Genomic DNA, 23,045 nt, shown 5'->3' with positions numbered 1-23,045 from the left:
AAGTACCCCCCGGCAGATACCCGGGGGGATTTTGTGTAGAAGCGGTTTCGTACACATAAATTAAGGACTGGAGAGGGTGACAGCCTCCCGTTGCTTAAAAAAATTTTGATAAGAAGCTGAGAGCGTGTAATTCAATCTGCTGCTTTTATTACAAATTGGAGAAACATGGGGTGGATCAGTGGGGAAAGGCTGGGCTTCACGGCTGCTCGAGGCTGCAAAACAGGTAACAGGTTCAAGCAATGATTTGTTTTGGATCATCTTTGCAAGCCTTGCTTCTAAAGTGGCCAAGTCCAGTAAAACCCTATTCCTGCACAGCGGGAATCATTGATCGTGCGGAAGGAAAGAGCCTCGGTCACTGGGAAAATAAAAAAGCTCAGAGCATGCTCTGAGTCTTTTTTTTTGCCGGTGATATGTTTAAGTTTCAGCATAAGTGTGTGAAGGGGCTGATATCATTCTGTCGGCAGGTTTGTGGAATTTGAGCCACATTCTTGCACCCGCCTATCCAGCCAGCACGGCTGCAGCCTGTCTAATTGGGAGGCAGAACAATATTACACGGTTACGCGTTCTGGATTTCCTCTGCTTCCATGCCATGCTCGTTCAGGGCTTTCATAATTAATTCCGGAGCCATTTTCATTTCGTTATAAGACACCCAAATACTCCCGGACTGGACATCCACCAGCGAACGTTCAATTCCTTCCGTTTGCGCTAAGCGCGATTCAATCATTTGAATTTTCTCCTCTGTCAGCGCTTCTTTTACTTGTATCGTCGTTTCCCTCATTGTACAGCTCTCCCCCAAGTAAATTTCCTTATGCCAATCCATACCCCAAAAAACAAAAAATATGTAATTGGATTTGTTTTTTATTTTTTATTGCATGCTTTAAGGATAAAACTTATAATAACTTATGTAATACTTACAAAAGCTTATAAAGGCGGATGGTTATGTATCAGGAAGAGCGGCTGAAAGCCATATTGGATGTGCTAAAAAAGGAAAAGCGGATATCAGTTGATCAAATATGTTCAATCTTTCAAGTTTCCCGTGATACAGCCAGAAGAGATCTTGTAAAGCTTGAAGAGCTTCAATCGATTATTCGGACCCGCGGCGGAGCCATTTTGCCATCCGCCCATCATGTGATTAAAGATTATACAAACCGGCTGAATCACGTTTCTGCAGAGAAAAAAAGAATTGGGAAAAAAGCTGCGGCGCTCATTCAGGCAGGAGATACCATCATCCTCGACGCTTCAACTACTGTACAGGCATGCGCTGAAGAAATCAGCGAAGGAGAATGCACCCTGATCACCAATTCCGTTCATCAAGCGGGAATTCTTGCTTCGAAAAGCGGTGTCAGGATCCATTTGCTTGGAGGAGAGCTTCAAAAAGAACATGGGTTTTTATACGGCGCTGCTGTTTTGGATAAGCTTTCCAGATATCATGTGGATAAAGCATTTATAGGAGTAGTTGGGTTGTCCGGAGGCGGGCTGACTATAGCCCATGAGGAAGACGGAATGGTGAAAAGAAAAATGCTGCTGCAGGCAGCTCAGGTTATCGTACTTGCGGACCATTCAAAAATGGAACATACCGACTTTTTTAAATTTGCGGACTTAAAAGAAATAGATATGCTCATTACCGATAAAGAGCCCTCAAAAAAGATGTTGGAGAGGCTGGATGAACACAAAGTGGAACTGCTGATTGCAGATGCGGAGGAAACAGGATGATTAAACTTGCAGCGATCGATTTAGACGGCACACTCTTAAACAGTAAAAGTGAAATCAGCAAGGAAAATGCTGAAGCTATAAAAAGAGCGGGAGATAAAGGAATTGAGGTCATCATTGCCACAGGCAGAGCTCATTTTGACGTTATTGAAATCTTTAGGGACAGCAGTCTGAAGCCTTGGGTTATTGGAGCCAACGGTGCGACCATCCATGATCCGCAAGGCAATTTATTTCATTCTGTACCGATTGGCAGGGAAAAGGCTGAAGGTATACTGGAATGGCTGGAACAGCAGGAGTTTTATTATGAGGTGTTCAGCGAAAAAGCTATCTACACACCCCAAAGCGGCAGAGAATTGCTGGAAATAGAAATGGACCGGCTTGTGAGTGCGAACCCTGAAGTTTCACTGAAAGATTTGCAGCTTGCGGCATCCAAACAATACAGCCAATCGGGTTTTGCTTTTGTTGATTCCTTCAAAAGCATTCCGGAGCATGCGGAAATTTACAATATTCTCGCCTTTTCCTTCAATGAAAAGAAACGGCTGAACGGATGGAATCAATTCAAAGATACTGAAGGACTGACGATTGTTACATCTGCACACCACAACTTTGAATTGGAGCACGAATCTGCATCGAAGGGAATCGCCTTGGGCAAGCTTGCAGAAAAACTTGGCATCCCGCTTAAAGAAACAGCGGCAATCGGTGACAGCATGAACGATGAATCCATGCTCCTGGTGGCAGGAAAAAGCTTTGCAGTGGGCAATGCAAGAAATGAAATTAAGAAAATAAGCCAGACAATTTGTGGAACAAATGACGAGAACGGTGTAGCCCAGATGCTGAACAGTCTATAAACCTAATCTGCCGCCGGCGTAACCTCATATTAGGGGCGTGACGGGGCAGATTTTTGATTGCAGCTGTAAATTCATAAGCTGCTCCATCGGCAGCGTCCAGTCGGCAGATAGCTGCATTCTTTAATAATAACGAAACCATACTGTCCAGCCTGTTGTTTTTAATTTAACTGCATAAATTTGATTATCTTGACCGGGTCCATACCGGTCTTTCCAGGCTTTAAAGGAGAGATGAACAAGCCAGGATTGGCGGGCGATCGGTTTCCCGCAAAAATGCTTTGCCATGTTGTAATGATTGTATTCCCACCGCCCTTTCGCGAGCGGAAGCGGGAGAACGCGGCCGGCTTCCCACCGGACATAGCGGCTGTTCTTGCCAAACGTTTCCGGTACCAGTCTGCCGAGAGAGGCGATTAGTGCATCCCGGTCTCTAAGGGATGTCCTTTCAATTAAGCTTGCATCTGGACAGTCTGCCTCTTTTGCTCTGGCAGTACCTGAAGTCATGAAAAGCGTCATGGCAAGCGAAATACGGATGAATAGTCCCAAACCAGAAACTCCTTTAGTGCATTTGATGCCTAGTCTTCCCCAAACCCTTTGCCGCAATCCCCAGAGTAAGTTCTTAAATTGCATCCCAGCGATGCACTTCTTTCGTCCGCTGGGATGCATTGAAGTGTTTACGCATCGCACGCATGCTGTGAACTCATCATTCATCCTGAGTGTTATCGGATTTTACTTTCCTGATTGCTTACAGGCTGAACGGGCACAAAGATTAAATTGCAGAATATTTCGTGATAAAATGGTTCATAGAGGGACATAGAAAACAGGGGGGGCCGCCGATGATTTTCCATTACCATTACTGGACACCAAATTTAGAGAAGACCGAACGGTTTTATTCACAGCTGGGGTTTACAGTTCGCCAGCGGATTGGGAAAAAAGACGGGACCTTTCATTCCTATAATCCGCCGCTCACCTGGGACGATTTTCGGAAGGAGCAGCCATTGTTCAGAATCATTGAAATGAAAAAGGGCCAAGTAAATGTGACAATCGGCTTCGGGAAGAACGTGATATTCGACCATATTGGATTCCTTGTAACTAAAGACCAACACGATACTGTATGCAAGAAGGCGAGAGAGCTTGGATGGAAACCGGATGAGGCAGAACGAAGGACCTTTATCCCGACACCGTACGGTTTTCGCCTTGAGCTTCAAACCCATTCCGACGTTTTGGACACCGGAGAGCCCGCCATTGAAGAAATTAGACTTGGTGTTTTGAAAGCGGGGCTGGAAAAAGATCTGGTCTATCTGTTTGGCAGAAATCTTTCTGTTAAGACCGAATTGGAGGAGATTCCTTCATTAAAAGAGGTAAAGCTATCTAACATTGCAAGTGGTACAGATCCAAATGGCGTGCTTATCTCCGGTACGGCGCTAGGATGAGAACGGAGATAGCAATTACTGTCTTTTTGCTAGTCTTTCTATCAGCCTGTCAGCCTGCTGAATCTAAGGGCGTATTAAAAACTGCACCAAAATCTTTAGAATCAACAATGAATGTTCAGTACTTAAGCAGCGGCAAGAACAAGCTTGTACGCTACACCTCATCTGAGTCAAAATTGCATGGCAACGTCAACAATATCGATTTTGAAATAGAGGCCTTATTTAACAGCAACAAAAAAACCTATACATACGTAATGAAAATCAGGGATACAGGGCCCATTCCTAACCAGGGGAAAGACGGACCTTTCCGGTTTAAACTGCTGAAAATCAGTGCAGGAGTTAATGGAAAGGGGCAAAGCGGCAGACTATCGCCTTCCTCAACTTCTCCGCTTTACCATAAGGGTGCTGATTTTTTGCTTACAGGAACCTATCAATTATTCGAAAATGAAAAAAATTTTACTAGTGAACAATTCCTGATAGAATCTTTTTTTGAGAACGACGAAACGATTGGAGATGCTAAACCGGGTGAAAAAACTTTCAGAGGAATATTCAATTCTGAGGAAAGTATCTTATATGAATGAGGAAGAATACACTGCATAACCGGAGCGGCTTCACCGGGGATTGCAGTTGGTTTCATGCTTTGAACAAACATCATTTGATGGACTCTTAAAGGACCGGACTCTGGTCTTTTTTGTTTTAGCAAGGTTTTTGTTAAAAATCCGCGGGTTGTTTTGTTTCGGGCCTGTTCAGTTTACATGGATGCTTGTTCCGCTTAAAGTGAAGGTAATGGCTTTTCAGCACTAACAGGCAGGTAATCGTCCAACTAGTGCTGGAACCGCACAAGGCTGAACGCAAATTCTCGCATTCAGATCAGTACTTAGGAAAGGGGAGCCACCATGTTTTTGCCATCATTTAGTCTTGAAGGAAAAACAGCAATCGTGACAGGTGCAGGAAGAGGGATTGGCCGAGCGATTGCGATAGGTTTTGCGGAGGCAGGTGCAGATGTTGCCCTTTTAGCCCGCACGAAAATAGACCTTGATGAAGTGAAAAATGTCATCGAACAGGATTATGGGAAAAAAGCCTTTGCCGTTCAGGCAGATGTTACGAAAAGAGAAGAATTGAAAGCTGCATTTAATGAAATTGCCGATCAAACTGAAAGAATTGATATTTTAGTTAACAACGCCGGAATAAATATACGGACACCGGCTATGGAAGTACCGGATGCAGAATGGGATCAAATTATGGATACCAATTTAAAATCTGCGTTCTTCGCCTCACAGGAAGCAGCCGCTTTCATGAAGAATCATGGAGGGAGCATAATCAATATTGCATCCGTTGCAGGGCACACTGCACTTCCTACAGGAGTCGTCTACGGCGCTGCAAAGGCAGGACTTATTCAAATGACCAAAATACTTGCTTATGAATGGGGAAAATACGGAATTCGCGTCAATGCGTTAGGTCCATGGTATTTCGAAACTCCATTAACGGAGAAACTTCTGCAGGATGAAGAATACGTCAGCAGACTGCTTGCCGTTACTCCCCTCAAACGAATCGGACAGCTGCCTGAACTTGTAGGGCCGGCCGCATTTTTAGCTTCAGAAGCAGGTAACTACATAACAGGGCAGACATTATTTGTCGATGGAGGAATGACGATACACGGATTTTAGTCATTGTTTCGTTCCTTAATGACGAGGGAATAACGTCCTATATCTCATTGTAGGAGGGGTTTTTATGCCAGGATTGCCTGCCAGCGAGTTCCATATTACCATTGATGAACATAATGATATCCCCCAGCAGCTTCACCCTTACCAGATTCAGGCATTAAAAAATGATTACAGGGCGCTAATTGAAGAGAACAGCCATGACCCTGCCATGCTTGAAATTTCACGGAAAGCATTTGAACGGGCACTGAAAAGCATTGGCTACCGACTGGAAGTAAAGCTGCATCCCCCCGCATAAGATGAAAATCCTCCAGCAGGAGGATTTTTTTAATGCAAGATACAAAATACAAACAAACCATAAAAATACAGGTTTTTGGAATATTTGGAAAGGGTATGTGAAATATGTTCAGGTAAAAGCAGCGGACTTTTGCTGCATAAAAATTTAATAGCAGGGAGGACACCCCAATGTTTTGTACAAAATGCGGAATGAAGCTTAAAGCAGAGGACAAGTTCTGTGCGAAATGCGGCACCATGATCAGTAAGGAAGAAAGGCCGTTTGAGCCTGCACACCACGAACAGGCTGCTGCTGCTGAGGAAGCTCAGCTGTCTCAAGCTTCGGCAAAAACAGCAAAGGCTGAAGATAGGGAAAGTCTTCCATTAAGAGAAGATAAAGAGTTATCAGCCCCTTCTTTCCATCAGGCAACTGATGCACCTGAAAAAGCTCCACAGAGAAAAGGAACGGCTGTCAAAATCCCAAATGAAGGTAATTACGATTCAGGGAGAGCGGCGGCGCATAATCAGCCTGTCCATGCTGGAAAAGAGGCACCTGAATTAGCTTACGCGGGGCTCTTTGCAGTTTCTGATCAGGCTGACCAGACCAAGACAGCCGATCAGCAGTATTATGAAAAAAGGGCTTCTGTACATACAGAAGATAGAGAAAAACACCCATCTCAGCCAGTATCTGCGCAGCAGCCTATTCAGAATGAATATCATAGAGTAAATGAAGGAGGACACCAGCATCCTGCAGGCTATTCCAGCCCGAATCACTCGGATTCAGTGCAGCCCAGCCGGGAATCCTATGATTATAGGAATGAGGGGAACACTGCATTAAATCTGCAAAAACATAGCAGCGGACATTTCGAGTCCGCCCCATACCGGCCAGAATATTCAGGGCAGGCTAATACAGCGCACATCCCTCCAGCACAGCACACAACAGGGCCAGTGAACGCAAATACGCAGGGGGCTGAGCTGCTTGGTGCTTTTGCCGGGACAAAACGGGATTACTATCTTTCAAGCTGGCAAAAACAATTCAGTGTAAACTGGGCGGCGTTTTTCCTGACGATATTTTGGATGGGCTATAGAAAAATGATTGCACCGATGATCATTACGGCAGGAATTTATATTCTCCTTGGACTTGGAGTGGCAGCAAGCGGAATCTATTGGCTCACCGCCCTCATTGTACCGATTATGCTTGCAGCGTCCGGTTTTTTAGGAAACAGGATTTATTTAAGCCATGCAAGGGAACAGCTTGATTCAATTAGGTATTCACAAGCTTCACGTGAAGAAAAACAGCGGATGGCAGCCAGCAAAGGCGGTACTAGCCCTGCAGGTGTTCTTATCGCCTTTGGTGTTATGATCGCCTACATGATTGTTTCTCTTGTTTTATTTACTTTCCTATAATAAGAAAGTACTTATCCAGTTTGAAGACACAATAAGAGCGGAGCAGAGCACCTGCTTATAGATTTGCTCCGTATGAAAAAGAGAGGGGGCCAAAAGCTATTTCCCGTGGCTCCCTCTTTTTGGTATACACAAAAGTGTATTTTATTTACAATAAAAGGAAATAAACTCAGGTTCATGAAGGTGAGGTTAACTGTGGGGAGAAAGAAAACAATGCAATTTGCCGCAGCGGGTTTATTGCTTTCGGCCCTAATCTATCTGTTCTGCATACATGTTAAAATCCAGGAATATGCAGGAGCAGAGCCTGCCCCTGATGCAGACTACTTAATTGTACTCGGTGCAAGAGTGAATGGGGATGTTCCGTCCCATGCTTTACAAAACCGAATTGATACCGCAGCAGATTATTTAAAGAAAAACAGAAAAACGTTAGCTATCGTTTCAGGAGGAAGAGGAAACGGTGAGAATAGGACTGAAGCGGATGCAATGAGAGAAGGCTTAATCCGTCTAGGCGTTGAATCTTCAAGGATCGTTCTAGAAAGCGAGTCTTCCAGTACAGCTGAAAACATAGCCTTTTCAAAAAAACTGGTTCCAAATGGGGCGAAGCATGGTGTCATTGCTACTAATGACTTCCATGTTTACCGTTCTGTAGCGATTGCTTCCCAGGTGGGCCTTAAAGTGACAGGGCTTCCAGCCAAAACTCCCACTGTTATACTGGTTAAGTCATATTTGCGTGAATATCTTTCCATCACCAATTTTTATTTGCGCAGTGTTCTATAGATGTCAGCAGAAGTCTTTGAAAAAGGGCTTTTTTGTCTTACTTGGCCTAGGACGAATTTACTTATAAAGCATTGACAGTAAAAAATGTTTCATATTGTAGGAAATTGGTTAAAGATTAATGTTAATATTTACTATCTAATGTAAATGAATAGAAAGAATGGCAGGAGGCTGGTTACATGTTTTGTCGTGAATGCGGAAATAAATTAACTGGAGAAGAAGATTTTTGTCCGATGTGTGGTACGAAAGTCATGCCGTTTTCATCCGATCACGAGGAGGTTACGGGAGAAGAGGATGATTCAATAAGTGCACGAACCTCATTCGGATCTGACCCTGGCATGGAGAATCATAATCATGATAAACCGATGGATGGTTACAGCAATCATACAGGGTGGAGCGATGAAGCGGCCCACAATGAAAGAGAGAACGAACATTTGGGGCACCCCCCAGATGAACACGAAAGAGAGCACAAAACAGAGGATCAGTTTCACCCTGGAAATGGACCATTGTATGCACAATCACAGCCGGACCCTCATCTGGCGGAGAGCCAGAATAAACATGATCCCATACCTGGAAATAGTGAGCACACTCCACACGGACAAGTATCCGCTCCGTCGAAACCTAAACGGAAAATTACTAAAAAACAGGCAATTTTGGCCTTTGGGATTCCAGCTGCAAGTCTGCTGATATTTTCGGGCAGTGCCATTGCCATTCACTCCAGTGAGAAAAATACAAACCAAAGGGCAGAAGCCCTTCACTATGAAGGGGAAGAGTATGCTCTGGATGGAAACTATGATCAGGCGGTTAAAAAGCTGAATGAAGCATCAGAACTTAGGCCTGGTAATTCAGTTATTACAAGAGTGAAAAGAGAAGTTGAATCCGCATCAAAAGTCGATAAGACCTTGACCGCTGTAGATGAAAAGATCGACAGCAAAGAATTCGGGGAAGCAAAAGATACGCTTACGAGTGTGCGCAACGATATCCAGACCCGGAAGAGCCCGATTTTTGCACCACTGGAGACAAGAACCTCTAAGCAAGAGACGGATTTAATCATTGAAATGGTTAAATACGATACCCAGGAAATGGATTCCGTAAAAGAAATTGGCGTGGAATTGGAAAAAATCAAGGATCTGGAAAGCGCTGAGGCTAAAGAAGTCAAAGGCAAGCTGATCGATAAAATAGTAGAACTATCAAAAAACACATCAGATAAACACATGGAAAAGGAAAATTTTGATAAGGCGATTGATGCACTCAGAGAAGCTCAAAGGTATACAAACTATGAGAATGAGGAGCTAATAACCAGGCTAAATGAGTTAGAGAATGCCAGAGCAAGCTACAAAGGGTCACTTCCGGTCTTCCTGGAGGAGAATATGGCTGTCCTGGATTCTAAAGCGATGAAATCCAAAAATCCTCCTCTTAAACTTGGTAAGCTCATTTTCCAAGAAGACCAATTTACGTATGTCGTAACAGGAAGTATTAAAAATACCACTAAAATCACATTGAATAATCCCCAGCTTTATATAAAAATTTATAACAAAAAAGGAAAATTCCTATACAACGATACGGTTTCGTCAAAAGATGTAGCCATTAAAGCAGGCAAAGAGGCAGAGTTTTTCTTTTTCCTCGATAAAGATTATGGAAAAGACATTAAAGTAGTAATCGACCAGGTGACCTACATAAAATAAAGGACAGGTGAAAAACTTGAAAAAATGGATAGCCAGCGGAATCATTACGTTATTTATATGGATCGCAGGGATTGGGGGCATCTTTTTTATCCTTAATGAAATTCCGAACGAACTAAAGCTTTCCTCCAAAGTAGTCGAACTTGATGCAGCTAAAGCTGCCTCATCGGGCACCTCAGGTGACGTGAAAGAAATCATAGATGAATCCCAAAAGCTCGTGGTCACCATCCAGCTCGAGGGCGGCTCGATCGGCTCTGGATTTTTATACAATGAAAAAGGGGATGTGATTACTAATGCCCATGTCGTCGCAGACTCTGAAAATGTCCTTGTCCTGACTAAAGACTCCAGGGAAATGCCTGGTGAGGTTATAGGAGTGAATCCGACCCGTGACATTGCAGTTGTGAGAGTAAAAGATTTGGAGGGAACCGATCCTCTTTCTGTTGAAAGAGAGAAAAAATCAGCAATCGGAGACGAAGTACTTGCCCTCGGAAGCCCGCTCGGTCTGCAAAACACCGTTACGGACGGAATAATCAGCGGAGTTGACAGAGAAATAAACATTGAGGAAACCTATTATAAAGACGCCTATCAAATTTCAGCCCCGATTGCGCCTGGAAACAGCGGAGGACCTCTAATTGACAAGAAGTCCGGAAAAGTGATCGGCATTAATTCCGCTGCCACTGATCAGGGAACAATTGGTTTCAGCATTCCGATCATTGCTGTTCTGGATGAAATAGAAGCCTGGTCAAAAAAATAAGGGCTTCCCCTAGAGGGCTCCTCTCCCGATCCATCAGCGGCACAGGGGAGTCCAGAAGGGGCGGACAGGGAGGAGACCCGCCGCCCGCCCCTCAATGAGCAAATGCCCGCTGGCTGCAATGAACAGACAAGTTTAAAGGGCGTTCTTAAAAAAAAGTAGATTCATGCTCCTCTGCCAGGGCAGCCCCCTGTAAAAGACAGTAAATCCAAGCTGTCTTTTTATTATGAGTCCCATATTCTATCTTAAAATCAGCCAGGATACTCCCGATTCAAACCGATCCCGCAAAGCAGTGAAGCGTAAGGCTGCCGGCTAAACTGCCTGTACCGTGCCGTAATCCATTGTGGACTGAATTACGGCACGGTATAATAACTATGATAAATGAGTAATGAAGGAGTTTTACTATGGCTTCCGGTAATGGTTTTTTTATGATTCTAGTCACTGTATTAGCGATTGTACTGGCTGCTATCTTTGTTATGATCGGCGCTGTCATTATAAGAGCAGTAAAAAACGCAAAGCAGGGTCCGGATGATGAGGCAGAAAATCGGCTTCGCAGCAAAGATAAAAAATAACCCCGTAAAATCGGGGTTATTCTTTCATTTACAGTCAAAACATGCATGACGGGCTGTTAAACGAAGTACTATAATAGAGAATGAATGGAAAAGAAAACAGGGCCGCGAGGAGAATAAAGTGGAAACTATTTTATACTTTCGAAATGATTCATCAAATAAATTTTGGAAAATTAAAGTGACCGGAGTCGATTACGTGGTTACTTTCGGTAAAGCAGGAACCACTGGAACGATCCGTTCAAAAAAATTTGATCATGCTGCAGAATGTTTAAAAGAAGCGGAACGCATGATCCAATCAAAACTGAAAAAGGGATACAAGCCGGGGCACTCCTCCATGCAGCTAATAAAGAAAAGCACTATTACAGATGACAGCTTTTGGAGTCTCCTTGAGCAAGCCAAGAAAAAAGGAGAGGAACAGGAAGAACAGCTCGAATGGCTGGTAGAGCATCTTTCGAAAAAGCCTCTTCAGGATATCATTAAGTTTGATGAAATTTTTGCGCGGTATTTTGTCCGTTCCTGCACCTCCTCACTGTGGGCCGCAGCCTGCATCATCATGGGAGGATGTTCAGATGATTGCTTTGACTATTTCAGGGCCTGGCTGTTATTTCAGGGAAAAGGCGTATACGAAACAGCCATCCATGATCCCGAGAGCATGATTCCTATCCTGAAGGAACTTGAAGAAAAAGGGGAAATGCCTCAGTTTGAGGATTTGACCTATTTAGGTGCCCTTGCATTTGAAGAAAAAACCGGCAGGGATGATACATCTTATTATGAACTGTATGATCAGCTAGTAGCTGATCCGTGCTTCGAACCGGAAATCGAGCTTGACTGGGATGAGGAGGACGAAAAAGGATTGCAAATCCGCTTCCCAAAACTGTGGGAGCGTTATGGAGAGAATCCTCTCGAATGTTGAAATGAAAGAATGATCTCTGACACTAAAGAGATCATTTTTTTGATTTGACATCCGTTCTGTTTTTCCTTGAACTGTTCCTCTAAATCTTCGAGAACACACACAAGTTTGTAGGATTTCTCCGGCCTTGCTATAGTAAAATTAGCAAATGATGGATAATGGATGGAGGATAAATGATGTTTCTTAACGGTAAATTAGACCATCCGCAGCTTAAGCTGTTACTGAAAGCGCTGGATTCATCTCAAACTGGCATTATCATTACAGATCCTGCTGCTAAAGAGAATCCTATCGTTTACATGTCAAAAGGATTTACAGATGTAACGGGATACAAAGAAGATGAAGTTATTGGAAAAAACTGCCGTTTTCTGCAAGGAGAAAAAACAGACCAAAAAGAAGTGGACAAAATCCGAACTGCTGTACGGGAAAAATCTTCCGTGTCCGTCACACTTCTGAATTATAAAAAGGACGGCTCTCAATTTTACAATCAGCTGAATATTGACCCGATTTATTTAGAAGATGAAGACCTCTATTATTTTATTGGGGTTCAAAAGGATGTCACCATGGAAAAGCATTATCAAACCCTCATGGAGCAGGCTAAAACAGAGGCAGATATGCGCTCTACCCCTATTATTTCTCTCGGGAACCAGATTTCCGTCCTTCCGCTTATCGGGTCTTTCCCAAGTGAAAGGCTGACCATTTTAATGCGAAATATTATGGAGCACAAGGATAAAACGAGAGACCGGATTTTGATTCTTGATATATCCGGACTCGCTGTTTTTGATCAGGCATTATCCAACTATATTGTAAACCTGAACGGCTGGTTAAAGCTGCTTGGCACTGAACTTATGATTACTGGAATATATCCCCGTATGGCTGTCACCGCATTGGAAGATTATGAAGAGTTAAATTCGGTAAAAGTATTTCCCGAGGTGAAACATGCCCTGGAATATTTACAGAAAGAACCTAAAAAAACCGGGGAATCCCTGTTTTTAAAGGGGATCTAGTCATTTGTTTCCCAGCCTGTAAAAGCAGCACATGCCACAATGTGCTGCTTTTTTGCTGAAATGCAGAGGAGGCGTAAAAGCACCTGCAGGATTTTCCTGATCCGATATGCTCTTTTAAGCAACATTATCCTAATAAAGGACAGCCTGTTATCGTGACCAGTTCAGTCCTGCCCGTCACACGATTTAAAGATAAACGGCATTCTATCCAAATCCATGCAGTCAGCACTTTTGTGAAACGAAGCTCCCTGAGAAAATGCCCATAATGGAGAGCTCAGATTCATTCATGATCAGAGGAAAGGAAGGCTTCTGCCGCCTTAGTGAGCATCTTCACTCCGATCTCAAGTGCCTTTTCGTCAATGGTGAAGTTCGCATGATGGTGGGGAAACGTAATGCCTTCCTTTTTGTTTCCGGCTCCTGTAAAGAAAAAGCATCCAGGCGCCTTTTGCTGATAGGCAGAAAAATCCTCTCCTACCATAACCGGCTTCATCAAAGTAACCGAATCCTCTCCGAATAATCCAGCGGCGGTTTGATGAAGGATGCGGGTCGTTCTTTCTTCATTAATGACTGGCCGGTAGCCCTTAGTATAATCAAACTTATAGGATGCTCCGTGGGCTTCTGTGACCCCTTTTACAATCTGCTCAATTTTCCCGGGTATCTGATTGCGAAGTTCATCATTAAAGGTTCTAACCGTCCCTCCAAATTCGACAGAACCTGGAATGACATTATCAGCGGATCCTCCTGCTATTTGCGTGACAGAAATTACGAGCTGCTCTGAGGCATCTGTTGCTCTGGATACAATCTGCTGCAGGCTTGAGATTGTCTGGGCAGCTGCAGTGATGCTGTCAATGGTTTCATGAGGGAGTCCGGCATGTCCTCCTTTTCCGATAACGGTTACTTTAAATGTGTCGGGAGCCGCCATCATCGGTCCGTAAACAATGCCGATTTTCCCTGTCTCTAAAGGAGACCATAGATGGGTTCCTATTACATAATCCACACCGTCCATCACCCCGGCATTCACCAGCTCATCCGCACCCCCAGGCGGAGTTTCTTCGGCGTGCTGGAAAATAAACCGGATTTCCCCTGAGAGTTTTTCTTTATTTTCAGATAATAGCTTCGCAGTGGTCAGCAGCATAGCTGTATGACCGTCGTGGCCGCATGCATGCATAACACCAGGTACGGATGAACGGTATTCAAATGTATTCTTTTCCTCTATTGGGAGAGCGTCCATATCGGCACGGATTGCCAGCGTTTTTCCAGGGTTTCGGCCCCGCAGCACAGCCATTACCGCAGTTGGTGCAGGGCGTGAGATCTCCAGGAACGGCATCCTTTTTAAGGCCTCCGATACAAAAGCTGAAGTATTTGTTTCCTTAAAAGAAAGCTCAGGATATTGATGAAGATGCCTCCTCCAGCGAATCAGCTGTTCACGGTCACGATCAGCAATTTTCATTTTCTTAGCTCCTTTTTAATAAGTATGTAGGCCATTATATAAAAGTTCAGACTATTAAGAAAGCCAAAAGAGCTTAAAATTTCACTCTCATAAAAAGGGCGAGAACAGGAACATTTTTCAAATGGGTTGGTTCTTTCGTTCATATGCGTTAAGATAGTAGGAGATTTTTTTACTTGTAGTTACCCGCAAGGAGGAGAACATGTTGGAAACACAAGCGAATACAAATTTGAACATATTAAGGGATTTAGTCCTTCAGCATTCAGAGAAAAGCATGGGAAAACCAGATGAGAATACTCAGGATCTCACGAACTGGAGAAAAAAATTAGTTGAAATATATGCGGACTCACTAACGTTGACTCGAAATGCATCAGCAGAAAAAATTAAAAGCTGGGGCAAGAATTTCGCAAATCAACTTGTTGAGCTAGGTTTGCCTCTTGATGCTGCAATTGCTGAAATGAGGGAGGCTAAAACGAACGTTGGAAATATAATTAAGGATGAATCGGATAGACAGGGTTTGACCGTTAAAGATTTTTTTTCCATCTACTCTTCATTTGATATCACAGCAGATCAAGCATTGCAGCTTGTCTCCGTTTGTTATATGAAAGCTCACGAAGAAAAGATTTCTTCAGCACAGCACGCGGTAGATGAACTTTCAATTCCTGTCGTGAAAATTGAAGAAGGAATTGGGATTCTGCCTGTTATTGGGGATATTGATACGAGAAGAGCCCAGCTGCTTATGGTAACAGCTTTAGAGAAGAGTGCGGAGTTTCAGCTGGAGTATTTAATACTAGACCTTTCCGGGGTGCCTGTCATTGATACAATGGTCGCACAGCAAATCTTCCAAGTGCTTGAAGCGCTGCGAATATCCGGTGTAACGAGCAAAATCAGCGGAATCAGACCTGAACTGGCCATTACGATGACACAGCTTGGGGTGAATTTTGAAGTTAAATCCTTTTCAAGTCTGCATCAGGCAATAAGCAGCATTAAAGATTAATGAGACAAAGGACTCCTGTCAGGGGAGTCTTTTTTCATGCGTATTAAAATCGAAGCCCTCCTTTTGAAGGAGGGCTTCTGAAGAATAAGGGAAGATCAGCGACTATTTCACTTAGTTAAATCAGGGATTTTGCTCTATAGAATTTTCTTTATATCAAACCGATATTTAAAATACATCATTTAATTTTACTTATCGGAGGAAACAAAATGCTCGCGCAGCAAACTGAAACATTGGCTTATAATTACCAGGATATGATCACGATTTGGGTAAAAGTGACAAAGAAGAACAAATCTTATACAGCCGTAGCGCAGCATCCCATTAAACGAAATCAATATGCCAGATCCAGCCACCGGGATAAAGAAAAAGCAATAGAGGACGCTGTCCGAAAAGTAACGGCTGTCAGCGACTGCCGCTAATCAAACCCTTAAAGAACGAAGGTACACAGCACCAATTAACAGGGGGAAGGCAGCAATAATCAGAACCGGCCATGGCATCAGGCCGGCTGTCCTCCCTGCAGCCGTTTCAACAGTAAATAAACAAAAATAAGATTAACCAATATTTAACAAATTTAACCATTAAGCGGGCATTTTTTATACTGTTCTGAGGCGTTGCGTACCGTAGGATTCAGAAATGATAATGGTGAGGATATTTTTCCCGGGACGGTTATCCATGAACCCCAAACTCGGCATAAACCAGATAAATTCTTTTCCGGATCACCGGTCAGCTTCCCCCTTCCAATTAAAGCGAGACGGTATGATTGGGAAGGGAAGAATAGTGCAAACCAAATAGACGATGCTGCTAATGAATAATGTTTTTTCCAAAACTGTTACGGGGATGTGAAGGACAGGTTTTTTCAACTAATCTCACCTTGGATAGCTTAGCCGATGATACGGGATTTAATCGTTGCGGGAAAAAGGTAAAAATCGGGGAAGCGGCAGGCAGTTCAATGCCGTGATTGGAGCGGTAAGGAAGAGTCAGCAGATGTCCCTTATAAAATCTTAGCAGTTACCCAATCATCCACTTGTTTTTTAATTCTTCCAGAAAGCGGATTGCTTTTTTGCTGTTATTAAGCAGCAGTATGGTTTTGGGGGAATCTGTGACGACAGGGGCTTTAATCGTTGAGGCTACTGTCCTCTTTGGCATTATAATCACCTGCTTTTTTAATTTAATGTATGCCGAGGGCAAGAAAAAAGACGCACTGGAGAATCTCATGCGTCTTTATTATGAAGAAAACCGGGTTTTTTTATACTCTGAGAGGATTTTGCTGTTAGCTTCAAGCAGCCGTTTTGTCTGAGGAGACATTGTAACCGCCGGTGTTTTAATGCTTGATTTCTTAACACGTTTTGCCCTGTTGTCCCCGAAGTCGTGTTCAATGGGTTTAGAACTCATTGTTTGCCACCGCCCTTTAGGTCTTTTAATAAATTATATCATACATATGGATTAAAGAAAGGAAAAGGAGACAGTCTGATTCATTTACTTCATCTGCAGCAGCCCTTATTTTCAGGACGAAAGTCACCCCTTGGATTTCGATGGGAATCAGTGCATTTTTTATTTCCGGCTGATAAAAGATTTCGTCCCGGTCCAAGGCAGAGCGAACGCTTCCCCGCCTCTCGATCACTCCGAGCAGCTGCTCTTTTTCCTCATCCGTATCAAAGGGATGAAACGATGCGGTCATATCACTTTTATCTGCGAAGGACTGGATAAGTTCATTCAATCCCTGCATGTATTCCGGCAGTCCGCCCTGGTAGAGGTTAATAGATGTGTTCTGAAGGAGACCGGCAAATGTCTTCAGGCGATGATTGTTTTCCTGCACAAGCCTCGCGTTTTCCTCCAGCACCTCTGTGTGCCGTTCAAGCTCGTTGGCGCCCAGTTTTTTTATGTACATGCTTAGGAAAACAAAAGCATCAATTAAAATGAAGACAGCAAAAACAATTAAATAATTTTTCCAGTCTGTGAAAAGAGATACAGGGAAAAAGGTCCAGTAAATGACAGCACCTATCAAATAAAGAAGGTACCATGTTTTGCGAATGGACTCAGAAGCTTTTTTAACCCGCTCCTCCCAAATCCAATGTGCAGCACCATAAAACAGAAGCAACAGAAGCACAATCCAAACGAGCCATTGATAGAATGCAATCATACCTTCAGTTTGCCGCGATCTAAAAGCGTTTTTTTAATTGTAACCAATTTTGTCATGCCTCCGTATCAAGTATCCCAAGCTGGCGTTTCAGCATTTTAATCTGACCCCTGTGACTGATTTCGTCTTCCATGACATGAAACCATAGATAGTAAGGATTATAGAGGGTTCCATTTGGGAATGTACGTTTATCATAAAGCCATTCATCCTGTTTGGTCTGCAGTTTACGGAGCGTTTTTTCCCTCGTTTCTGAAAAAAGAGAGCGGTAGAAATCGAAGCTTTTGCCTTTAATCGTTTGTCTTGCCTTTGTACCAAGCTCTAGAGCGGGACCCCAAATTGAATCCTCTTCTTCATTAAAACTGCGTCCCTCAAATGAAATCAGCTGATGTACCGTTTCAATCGCTGCGATATGAGTAAAGAGAGCACCAATGCTATTGCCTCCGTTACTGACTCTCCTATCCAGTTCTGCCTGAGAAAGCTTTGCGCCTTCCTGCAGAGTGAGTGCCCGGGTATGTTCAAGCATACAGACAAGCTCCCCGATCCTCTGGTCATATCCCATTTTTGGCTGAATCTCATATTGCAGCATTCCTTTATCCCCCTTTGCTTAAAAAAAAGACAGGATTCCCTGCGAAGAAAAGAAAATCCTATTCTATTATAGCACCTGCTGCCATAAAATCTCAGTTGCTTTTTAAACGGTTTGATTAAAAAATTATCTCATAAACACGTGAGAGGTGAAACTTCCGTAAAAACGGAAAAATTCCGAGATTCCGGAGTGAATTAAATGCTGATTCCGAAATAGCGGAAAATAAGAGGGTCCAGGGTGGCTAATTCAGCTCAGAACGTCATTAACATCGGCGGTTTTTGCATGTCCGTTTTTGTGGCACGCTTTTTGCTTATTAAATAACAAACCGGTTGTAAGCGCTTCCTAAACCGGTTAAAGATCGCAGCAAAGGGGGATATATGTGGAAATCATTATTATTTTATTGTCTTTAAGTTTGTTGATGTTTGTTGCTTACAGAGGATTTTCCGTCATTCTGTTTGCTCCCATCTGTGCGCTTTTCGCTGTTTTGCTCACAGACCCAAGCTTTGTGCTTCCATTTTTCTCGAATGTCTTTATGGAAAAAATGGTCGGCTTTATCAAGCTGTATTTTCCGGTATTCCTGCTCGGCGCCATTTTCGGAAAAGTGGTTGAAATGTCCGGTTTAGCTGAAACGATAGCCAAAACCATTGTAAAACTGGTGGGAGCTAAACGGGCCATTCTCGCTATTGTGCTAATGGGTGCTATCCTGACGTACAGCGGTGTCAGTTTATTTGTAGTTGTGTTTGCAGTCTATCCGTTTGCTAAAAACATGTTTATTGAAGCAGACATCCCAAAACGGCTGATTCCGGGTACGATCGCGCTTGGCGCCTTTACTTTTACGATGGATGCTCTCCCCGGAACACCGCAAATCCAAAATGTAATCCCGACAACCTTTTTTAAGACAGACATTTATGCAGCTCCAGTGCTTGGAATCATCGGGGCCGTTTTTGTCCTTACACTTGGGATGCTCTATCTGGAATCGCGCCGGAAGAAAGCACAAAAAGAAGGAGAGGGGTATGCCGGGCTTGCCTCCGAAACGGCTGCAGCTTCTGAAGGATCTGATCTTGCTTTGGAGAAAGAAAAGGCATCGCTTTCGGTAAATGCAGAGCCTAGCCCTGTAAGGCGGGTCCTTGCGTTTGTTCCGCTGATTCTTGTAGGAGTCATGAATAAATATTTTACTGTATCTCTCCCGCAATGGTATCCGAAAGGATTTGATTTTTCTGCGATCGGTCTTGAAGCCTTCGGGAAAATTGAACTTTCATCGGTTGTGGCGATATGGTCAGTGGAGCTCGCACTGCTGATTGGAATTATTGCCACCATAGCGTTTGACTGGAGAGCGGTAACCGCCAATATTCAAGAAGGATTGAATGCCGGAATAGGCGGGGCCCTTCTGGCGGCTATGAATACCGGAGCGGAATATGGATTTGGGGGAGTCATCGCAGCTCTTCCCGGCTTTAAAACAGTAAGTTCGGGAATTTCGAGCACCTTTACCGATCCGCTCGTAAACGGGGCAGTCACGACTACCGCTCTGGCAGGGATTACCGGCTCGGCTTCAGGAGGAATGGGGATTGCCTTAAGTGCAATGTCTGAAACGTACCTCCAGGCCATAGAGAAATACAACATTCCGCCCGAAGTGATGCATAGAGTTATCTCTATGGCTTCCGGGGGGATGGATACGCTCCCTCATAACGGAGCGGTTATTACGTTGCTAGCTGTTACAGGCTTGACCCACCGGCAATCGTATAGGGATATTTTTGCCATTACGATTATTAAGACGATTGCTGTATTCGTTATTATCGGTCTGTATAGTTTGACAGGACTTGTTTAATGCAAATCACTAGGGGAGGCGAACGGAGATGGGAAATGGGAAAGTCATTCAATCCATTGAAGAGGCCGTTGAGCTTATTCATGATGGAGCGGTACTAGTAGTAGGAGGATTCGGATTATGCGGAATCCCGGAAAAAAGCATACTGGCTTTGAAAGAAAAGGGAGTAAAAGGCCTTACAGTAATAAGCAATAACTGTGGGGTGGATGACTGGGGACTTGGCCTGCTTCTGGCAAATAAACAGATTAAGAAAATGATGTCCTCCTACGTGGGTGAAAACAAAATTTTCGAGCAGCAATATTTGAACGGAGAGCTTGAAGTTGAATTGATTCCGCAAGGTACCCTGGCAGAAAGAATGCGGGCAGGAGGAGCCGGCATCCCCGGCTTCTACACAGCGGCAGGTGTCGGCACGAAGGTGGCGGAGGGCAAAGAGCATAAGGATTTTGACGGAAAAACCTATATTCTTGAGCGCGGAATTACAGGAGATTTCGCGCTGGTGAAAGCATGGAAGGCAGACCCGCTTGGAAATCTTGTGTTTAGAAAAACCTCAAGAAACTTTAATCCTGTAGCTGCAATGGCAGGGAAAGTTACAATTGCAGAGGCGGAGGAAATCGTTGAAATTGGCGAATTGAATCCGGATGAAATCCATACGCCGGGGATTTATGTCCAGCATGTTTTCAAAGGCTCACACTACGAGAAACGCATTGAACGCAGAACTGTGCTTCAGGCGAAGTAAAGGAGGCTATATAGAATGATGGAAAACAGGTTGAAAATGGTAAAAAGAGCGGTTAAGGAAATTCAAGATGGCATGAACGTAAATCTGGGGATCGGGATGCCAACATTGGTCGCCAATGAAATTCCTGAGGATTACAGCGTCCTTCTCCAGTCTGAAAATGGACTTTTAGGAATTGGGGCCTATCCTGCCGAAGGTTCTGAGGATCCGGATCTGATCAATGCTGGAAAAGAGACCGTTACAAGCGTCCCGGGTGCTTCTTATTTTGACAGTGCTGAATCCTTTGCCATGATCAGAGGGGGTCACATTGATCTCGCCATTCTAGGGGGAATGGAAGTATCAGAAGAGGGCGACTTAGCCAATTGGATGATCCCCGGTAAAATGGTGAAGGGCATGGGCGGTGCAATGGACTTAGTAAATGGCGCGAAGCGGATTGTTGTCATTATGGATCATGTCAATAAATACGGTGAATCGAAGGTAAAGCCAGCCTGCACCCTTCCGCTGACCGGCAAGCGAGTAGTAAACCGCCTGATAACCGACATGGCAGTCTTTGATTTCAACAATGGCCAGATGGAGCTTGTGGAGCTTCAGGAGGGTACCACTATAGATGAAGTAAAAGAGAAAACGGAAGCATCGTTTACGATAAGCAGCAGCCTGATGGCGGCCCGTTAAAAATTTAAAAAGGAGCTGGAAATGGAGAATTCGCTTAAACATAAAGTGGCTTTGATTACAGGGGCAGCAAGCGGCATTGGATTCGAAACAGCGAAAGAATTCGCGCAGCAGGGAGTTTCCGTCGTCCTTTCAGATTTGAAAGAAGAAGCGGCTGAAGAAGCAGCCAGAACTCTTAGGGATGCAGGCGGGGAAGCTGTATCCGCTGCTTGCGATGTAACGAAAGAAGAGCAGGTAGAGGCAGTGATCCAGCTTGTTATGGAAAAGTATGGGCGGCTGGATATTCTGGTGAACAATGCAGGTCTTCAGCACGTCTCACCAATAGAAGAATTTCCAACAGAGCGGTTTGAATTTTTAATAAAAGTGATGCTGACTGCTCCTTTTATAGCTATCAAGCACGTCTTTCCAATTATGAAAAAACAGCAGCATGGCAGGATCATCAATATGGCTTCTATCAATGGTCTGATTGGCTTTGCTGGAAAAGCTGCTTACAACAGCGCAAAACATGGAGTCATCGGACTTACAAAAGTAGCAGCGCTGGAGGGGGCAGAGCACGGTATAACCGTCAACGCGATCTGCCCGGGGTATGTTGACACACCGCTTGTACGCAATCAGCTCTCAGATTTAGCGCAAACGAGGAATGTAGAGCTTGAAAAAGTGCTGGAGGAAGTCATCTATCCCCTTGTCCCCCAAAAGCGGCTGCTCGATGTTGAGGAAATTGCCGGGTATGCGGCTTTCCTTGCAGGCGGCGGTGCTAAAGGGATTACAGGCCAGGCCGTTGTCCTGGATGGCGGCTATACGGTTCAATAGTATGAATTGGATTAGGTGGGGGAAGGCCGTGTTGTGCGAAGCCATTTAAAATATGGACGGTTGGTTACGCCAGCCCCCACTTCAAACTTTCCCAAGAAAAATAAGCGGGGGCAGTTCAAGCGCATCGGGTTCCTTTCAAAGTGCCGGCTGGTGAACTGCTAACGGAAAAAAGCGCTCAGTGGACCTGAGCGCTTCTTGTCGTTTTTGCGTTCTTAAGAGTGGAAATCACCTCATTGGAGTATTCTCCCGCAATCACCGGTTACACGCTTTATGTGAGAATATCGGTGGATAAAAGACAGCTGAGAAATAGAGAGTTTTGTCGAAAAGTAAATATACGTAAAGTACGGACAATAAAGCAGAAGTACGGACAATAAAACGAAGAGTACGGACAATAAAATAAAAGTACGGACAATAAAACGATGAGTATGGACAATAAAACAAAAATACGGACAATAAAAAGTTCCAGGACCAAACCCGGGCGGAATCTGGATCGTTTTCCCGACTTGGAGCAGCTTGTATCTCAAAAACAGAAGGAAACGGTAAGCAATGAGTCCGCAAATCCTGTCGAATTACATCGAAAAGTCTTTATATGAAAAGTACGGACAATAAAACAAAAGTACGGACAATAAAATAAAAGTACGGACAATAAAACGATGAGTACGGACAATAAAACAAAAATACGGACAATAAAAAGTTCCATGACCAAACCCGGGCGAAATCCGAATGGTTTTACCGATTTGGTACAGCTTGTATCTCAAAAACAGAAGGAAACGGTAAGCAATGAGTCCGCCCAGCCTGTCGAATTACATCGAAAAGTCTTTATATGAAAAGTACGGACAATAA

27 protein-coding genes are annotated in these 23,045 nt (G+C 43.9%); 20 read left to right on the top strand and 7 right to left on the bottom strand.

Features of this window, described 5'->3' with window-relative positions:
• The first annotated feature begins 178 nt into the window (after positions 1-178).
• Positions 179-328: a hypothetical protein gene (locus ACQCV8_RS18000; protein ID WP_426846818.1), complete on the top strand. Its 150-nt coding sequence runs from the start codon at positions 179-181 to the stop codon at positions 326-328.
• A 228-nt stretch (positions 329-556) separates the two neighbouring features.
• Here the strand turns inward: ACQCV8_RS18000 and ACQCV8_RS17995 are convergent, their stop codons facing one another.
• Positions 557-778, bottom strand: a complete 222-nt coding sequence (locus ACQCV8_RS17995) for a heavy-metal-associated domain-containing protein (protein WP_426846816.1) — start codon at positions 776-778, stop codon at positions 557-559.
• 161 nt (positions 779-939) lie between these two features.
• On the opposite strand from ACQCV8_RS17995, the gene ACQCV8_RS17990 reads away from it, so the two are divergent.
• Both ACQCV8_RS17990 and ACQCV8_RS17985 read left to right on the top strand, forming a co-directional pair.
• On the top strand, positions 940-1,713 hold the full coding sequence (locus ACQCV8_RS17990) for a DeoR/GlpR family DNA-binding transcription regulator (RefSeq protein ID WP_426846814.1): 774 nt from the start codon (positions 940-942) through the stop codon (positions 1,711-1,713).
• A complete protein-coding gene (locus ACQCV8_RS17985) occupies positions 1,713-2,558 on the top strand; it encodes a Cof-type HAD-IIB family hydrolase (protein WP_426846891.1) in 846 nt (281 codons plus the stop codon). The genes ACQCV8_RS17990 and ACQCV8_RS17985 overlap by 1 nt, the downstream gene beginning before the upstream one ends.
• 120 nt (positions 2,559-2,678) lie before the next feature.
• On the opposite strand, the gene ACQCV8_RS17980 is transcribed toward ACQCV8_RS17985, so the two are convergent.
• A complete protein-coding gene (locus ACQCV8_RS17980; RefSeq protein ID WP_426846812.1) occupies positions 2,679-3,098 on the bottom strand; it encodes a hypothetical protein in 420 nt (139 codons plus the stop codon).
• A gap of 290 nt (positions 3,099-3,388) precedes the next feature.
• Here ACQCV8_RS17980 and ACQCV8_RS17975 point away from each other — a divergent pair, with 290 nt between their 5' ends.
• The 11 genes from ACQCV8_RS17975 to ACQCV8_RS17925 all read left to right on the top strand — a co-directional run bounded on the left by ACQCV8_RS17975 (position 3,389) and on the right by ACQCV8_RS17925 (position 13,010).
• Positions 3,389-3,985, top strand: coding sequence for a VOC family protein (locus tag ACQCV8_RS17975; RefSeq protein WP_426846810.1), 597 nt, complete (start codon positions 3,389-3,391; stop codon positions 3,983-3,985).
• Entirely contained in the window at positions 3,982-4,563 is a 582-nt protein-coding gene (locus ACQCV8_RS17970; RefSeq protein WP_426846808.1) for a hypothetical protein, read from the top strand. Before ACQCV8_RS17975 ends, ACQCV8_RS17970 begins: the two co-directional genes overlap by 4 nt.
• A 315-nt stretch (positions 4,564-4,878) precedes the next feature.
• On the top strand, positions 4,879-5,649 hold the full coding sequence (locus ACQCV8_RS17965) for an SDR family NAD(P)-dependent oxidoreductase (protein WP_426846806.1): 771 nt from the start codon (positions 4,879-4,881) through the stop codon (positions 5,647-5,649).
• Positions 5,650-5,713: 64 nt separating this feature from the next.
• Positions 5,714-5,941, top strand: a complete 228-nt coding sequence (locus ACQCV8_RS17960) for a hypothetical protein (protein ID WP_426846804.1) — start codon at positions 5,714-5,716, stop codon at positions 5,939-5,941.
• Positions 5,942-6,108: 167 nt separating this feature from the next.
• On the top strand, positions 6,109-7,323 hold the full coding sequence (locus tag ACQCV8_RS17955; protein ID WP_426846802.1) for a zinc-ribbon domain-containing protein: 1,215 nt from the start codon (positions 6,109-6,111) through the stop codon (positions 7,321-7,323).
• A gap of 210 nt (positions 7,324-7,533) precedes the next feature.
• Positions 7,534-8,097: a YdcF family protein gene (locus tag ACQCV8_RS17950; RefSeq protein ID WP_426846800.1), complete on the top strand. Its 564-nt coding sequence runs from the start codon at positions 7,534-7,536 to the stop codon at positions 8,095-8,097.
• A gap of 176 nt (positions 8,098-8,273) precedes the next feature.
• A complete protein-coding gene (locus ACQCV8_RS17945) occupies positions 8,274-9,779 on the top strand; it encodes a hypothetical protein (protein WP_426846798.1) in 1,506 nt (501 codons plus the stop codon).
• Between the two features lie 16 nt (positions 9,780-9,795).
• Positions 9,796-10,530, top strand: coding sequence for a S1C family serine protease (locus ACQCV8_RS17940; protein WP_426846796.1), 735 nt, complete (start codon positions 9,796-9,798; stop codon positions 10,528-10,530).
• 401 nt (positions 10,531-10,931) lie between these two features.
• Complete coding sequence (locus ACQCV8_RS17935; protein WP_426846794.1) at positions 10,932-11,099, top strand: hypothetical protein; 168 nt, start codon at positions 10,932-10,934, stop codon at positions 11,097-11,099.
• Positions 11,100-11,217: 118 nt separating this feature from the next.
• Complete coding sequence (locus ACQCV8_RS17930) at positions 11,218-12,009, top strand: DUF4240 domain-containing protein (protein WP_426846792.1); 792 nt, start codon at positions 11,218-11,220, stop codon at positions 12,007-12,009.
• Between the two features lie 170 nt (positions 12,010-12,179).
• Positions 12,180-13,010: a PAS domain-containing protein gene (locus ACQCV8_RS17925; RefSeq protein WP_426846790.1), complete on the top strand. Its 831-nt coding sequence runs from the start codon at positions 12,180-12,182 to the stop codon at positions 13,008-13,010.
• Positions 13,011-13,287: 277 nt separating this feature from the next.
• Here ACQCV8_RS17925 and ACQCV8_RS17920 read toward each other — a convergent pair whose 3' ends face one another.
• Positions 13,288-14,457, bottom strand: a complete 1,170-nt coding sequence (locus ACQCV8_RS17920) for a M20 family metallopeptidase (RefSeq protein ID WP_426846789.1) — start codon at positions 14,455-14,457, stop codon at positions 13,288-13,290.
• Positions 14,458-14,656: 199 nt separating this feature from the next.
• On the opposite strand from ACQCV8_RS17920, the gene ACQCV8_RS17915 reads away from it, so the two are divergent.
• Positions 14,657-15,451 carry an STAS domain-containing protein gene (locus tag ACQCV8_RS17915; RefSeq protein WP_426846787.1) on the top strand — a complete coding sequence of 265 codons (795 nt, stop codon included), beginning with the start codon at positions 14,657-14,659 and terminating at the stop codon, positions 15,449-15,451.
• Between the two features lie 206 nt (positions 15,452-15,657).
• The gene (locus ACQCV8_RS17910; protein WP_426846785.1) at positions 15,658-15,867 is read left to right on the top strand and encodes a hypothetical protein; all 210 of its coding nucleotides are present in this window, start codon (positions 15,658-15,660) and stop codon (positions 15,865-15,867) included.
• A 589-nt stretch (positions 15,868-16,456) separates the two neighbouring features.
• Here the strand turns inward: ACQCV8_RS17910 and ACQCV8_RS17905 are convergent.
• From ACQCV8_RS17905 to ACQCV8_RS17890, 4 genes are all read right to left on the bottom strand, one after another.
• Positions 16,457-16,594, bottom strand: coding sequence for a hypothetical protein (locus ACQCV8_RS17905; protein ID WP_426846783.1), 138 nt, complete (start codon positions 16,592-16,594; stop codon positions 16,457-16,459).
• Between the two features lie 78 nt (positions 16,595-16,672).
• The gene (locus tag ACQCV8_RS17900; RefSeq protein WP_426846781.1) at positions 16,673-16,840 is read right to left on the bottom strand and encodes a hypothetical protein; all 168 of its coding nucleotides are present in this window, start codon (positions 16,838-16,840) and stop codon (positions 16,673-16,675) included.
• 25 nt (positions 16,841-16,865) lie between these two features.
• Positions 16,866-17,588, bottom strand: a complete 723-nt coding sequence (locus tag ACQCV8_RS17895) for a type II toxin-antitoxin system SpoIISA family toxin (RefSeq protein ID WP_426846779.1) — start codon at positions 17,586-17,588, stop codon at positions 16,866-16,868.
• Positions 17,589-17,640: 52 nt separating this feature from the next.
• Positions 17,641-18,171, bottom strand: coding sequence for a DinB family protein (locus ACQCV8_RS17890; protein ID WP_426846777.1), 531 nt, complete (start codon positions 18,169-18,171; stop codon positions 17,641-17,643).
• A gap of 376 nt (positions 18,172-18,547) precedes the next feature.
• On the opposite strand from ACQCV8_RS17890, the gene ACQCV8_RS17885 reads away from it, so the two are divergent.
• Genes ACQCV8_RS17885 through ACQCV8_RS17870 form a run of 4 tightly spaced genes read left to right on the top strand, consistent with a single transcriptional unit; the run spans position 18,548 to position 22,202 of the window.
• Positions 18,548-19,993, top strand: a complete 1,446-nt coding sequence (locus ACQCV8_RS17885) for a GntP family permease (RefSeq protein WP_426846775.1) — start codon at positions 18,548-18,550, stop codon at positions 19,991-19,993.
• A 28-nt stretch (positions 19,994-20,021) separates the two neighbouring features.
• A complete protein-coding gene (locus ACQCV8_RS17880) occupies positions 20,022-20,726 on the top strand; it encodes a CoA transferase subunit A (protein WP_426846773.1) in 705 nt (234 codons plus the stop codon).
• Between the two features lie 15 nt (positions 20,727-20,741).
• Positions 20,742-21,395 carry a 3-oxoacid CoA-transferase subunit B gene (locus ACQCV8_RS17875; RefSeq protein WP_426846771.1) on the top strand — a complete coding sequence of 218 codons (654 nt, stop codon included), beginning with the start codon at positions 20,742-20,744 and terminating at the stop codon, positions 21,393-21,395.
• 21 nt (positions 21,396-21,416) lie between these two features.
• Positions 21,417-22,202, top strand: a complete 786-nt coding sequence (locus tag ACQCV8_RS17870) for a 3-hydroxybutyrate dehydrogenase (protein ID WP_426846769.1) — start codon at positions 21,417-21,419, stop codon at positions 22,200-22,202.
• Positions 22,203-23,045 lie beyond the last annotated feature (843 nt).

The sequence above is a fragment of the Metabacillus sp. 84 genome (assembly GCF_050107715.1).
GTDB lineage: Bacteria > Bacillota > Bacilli > Bacillales > Bacillaceae > Metabacillus_B.
Note: the sequence above shows the minus strand (reverse complement) of the source record. Positions and strands in the feature narration are given on the sequence as shown.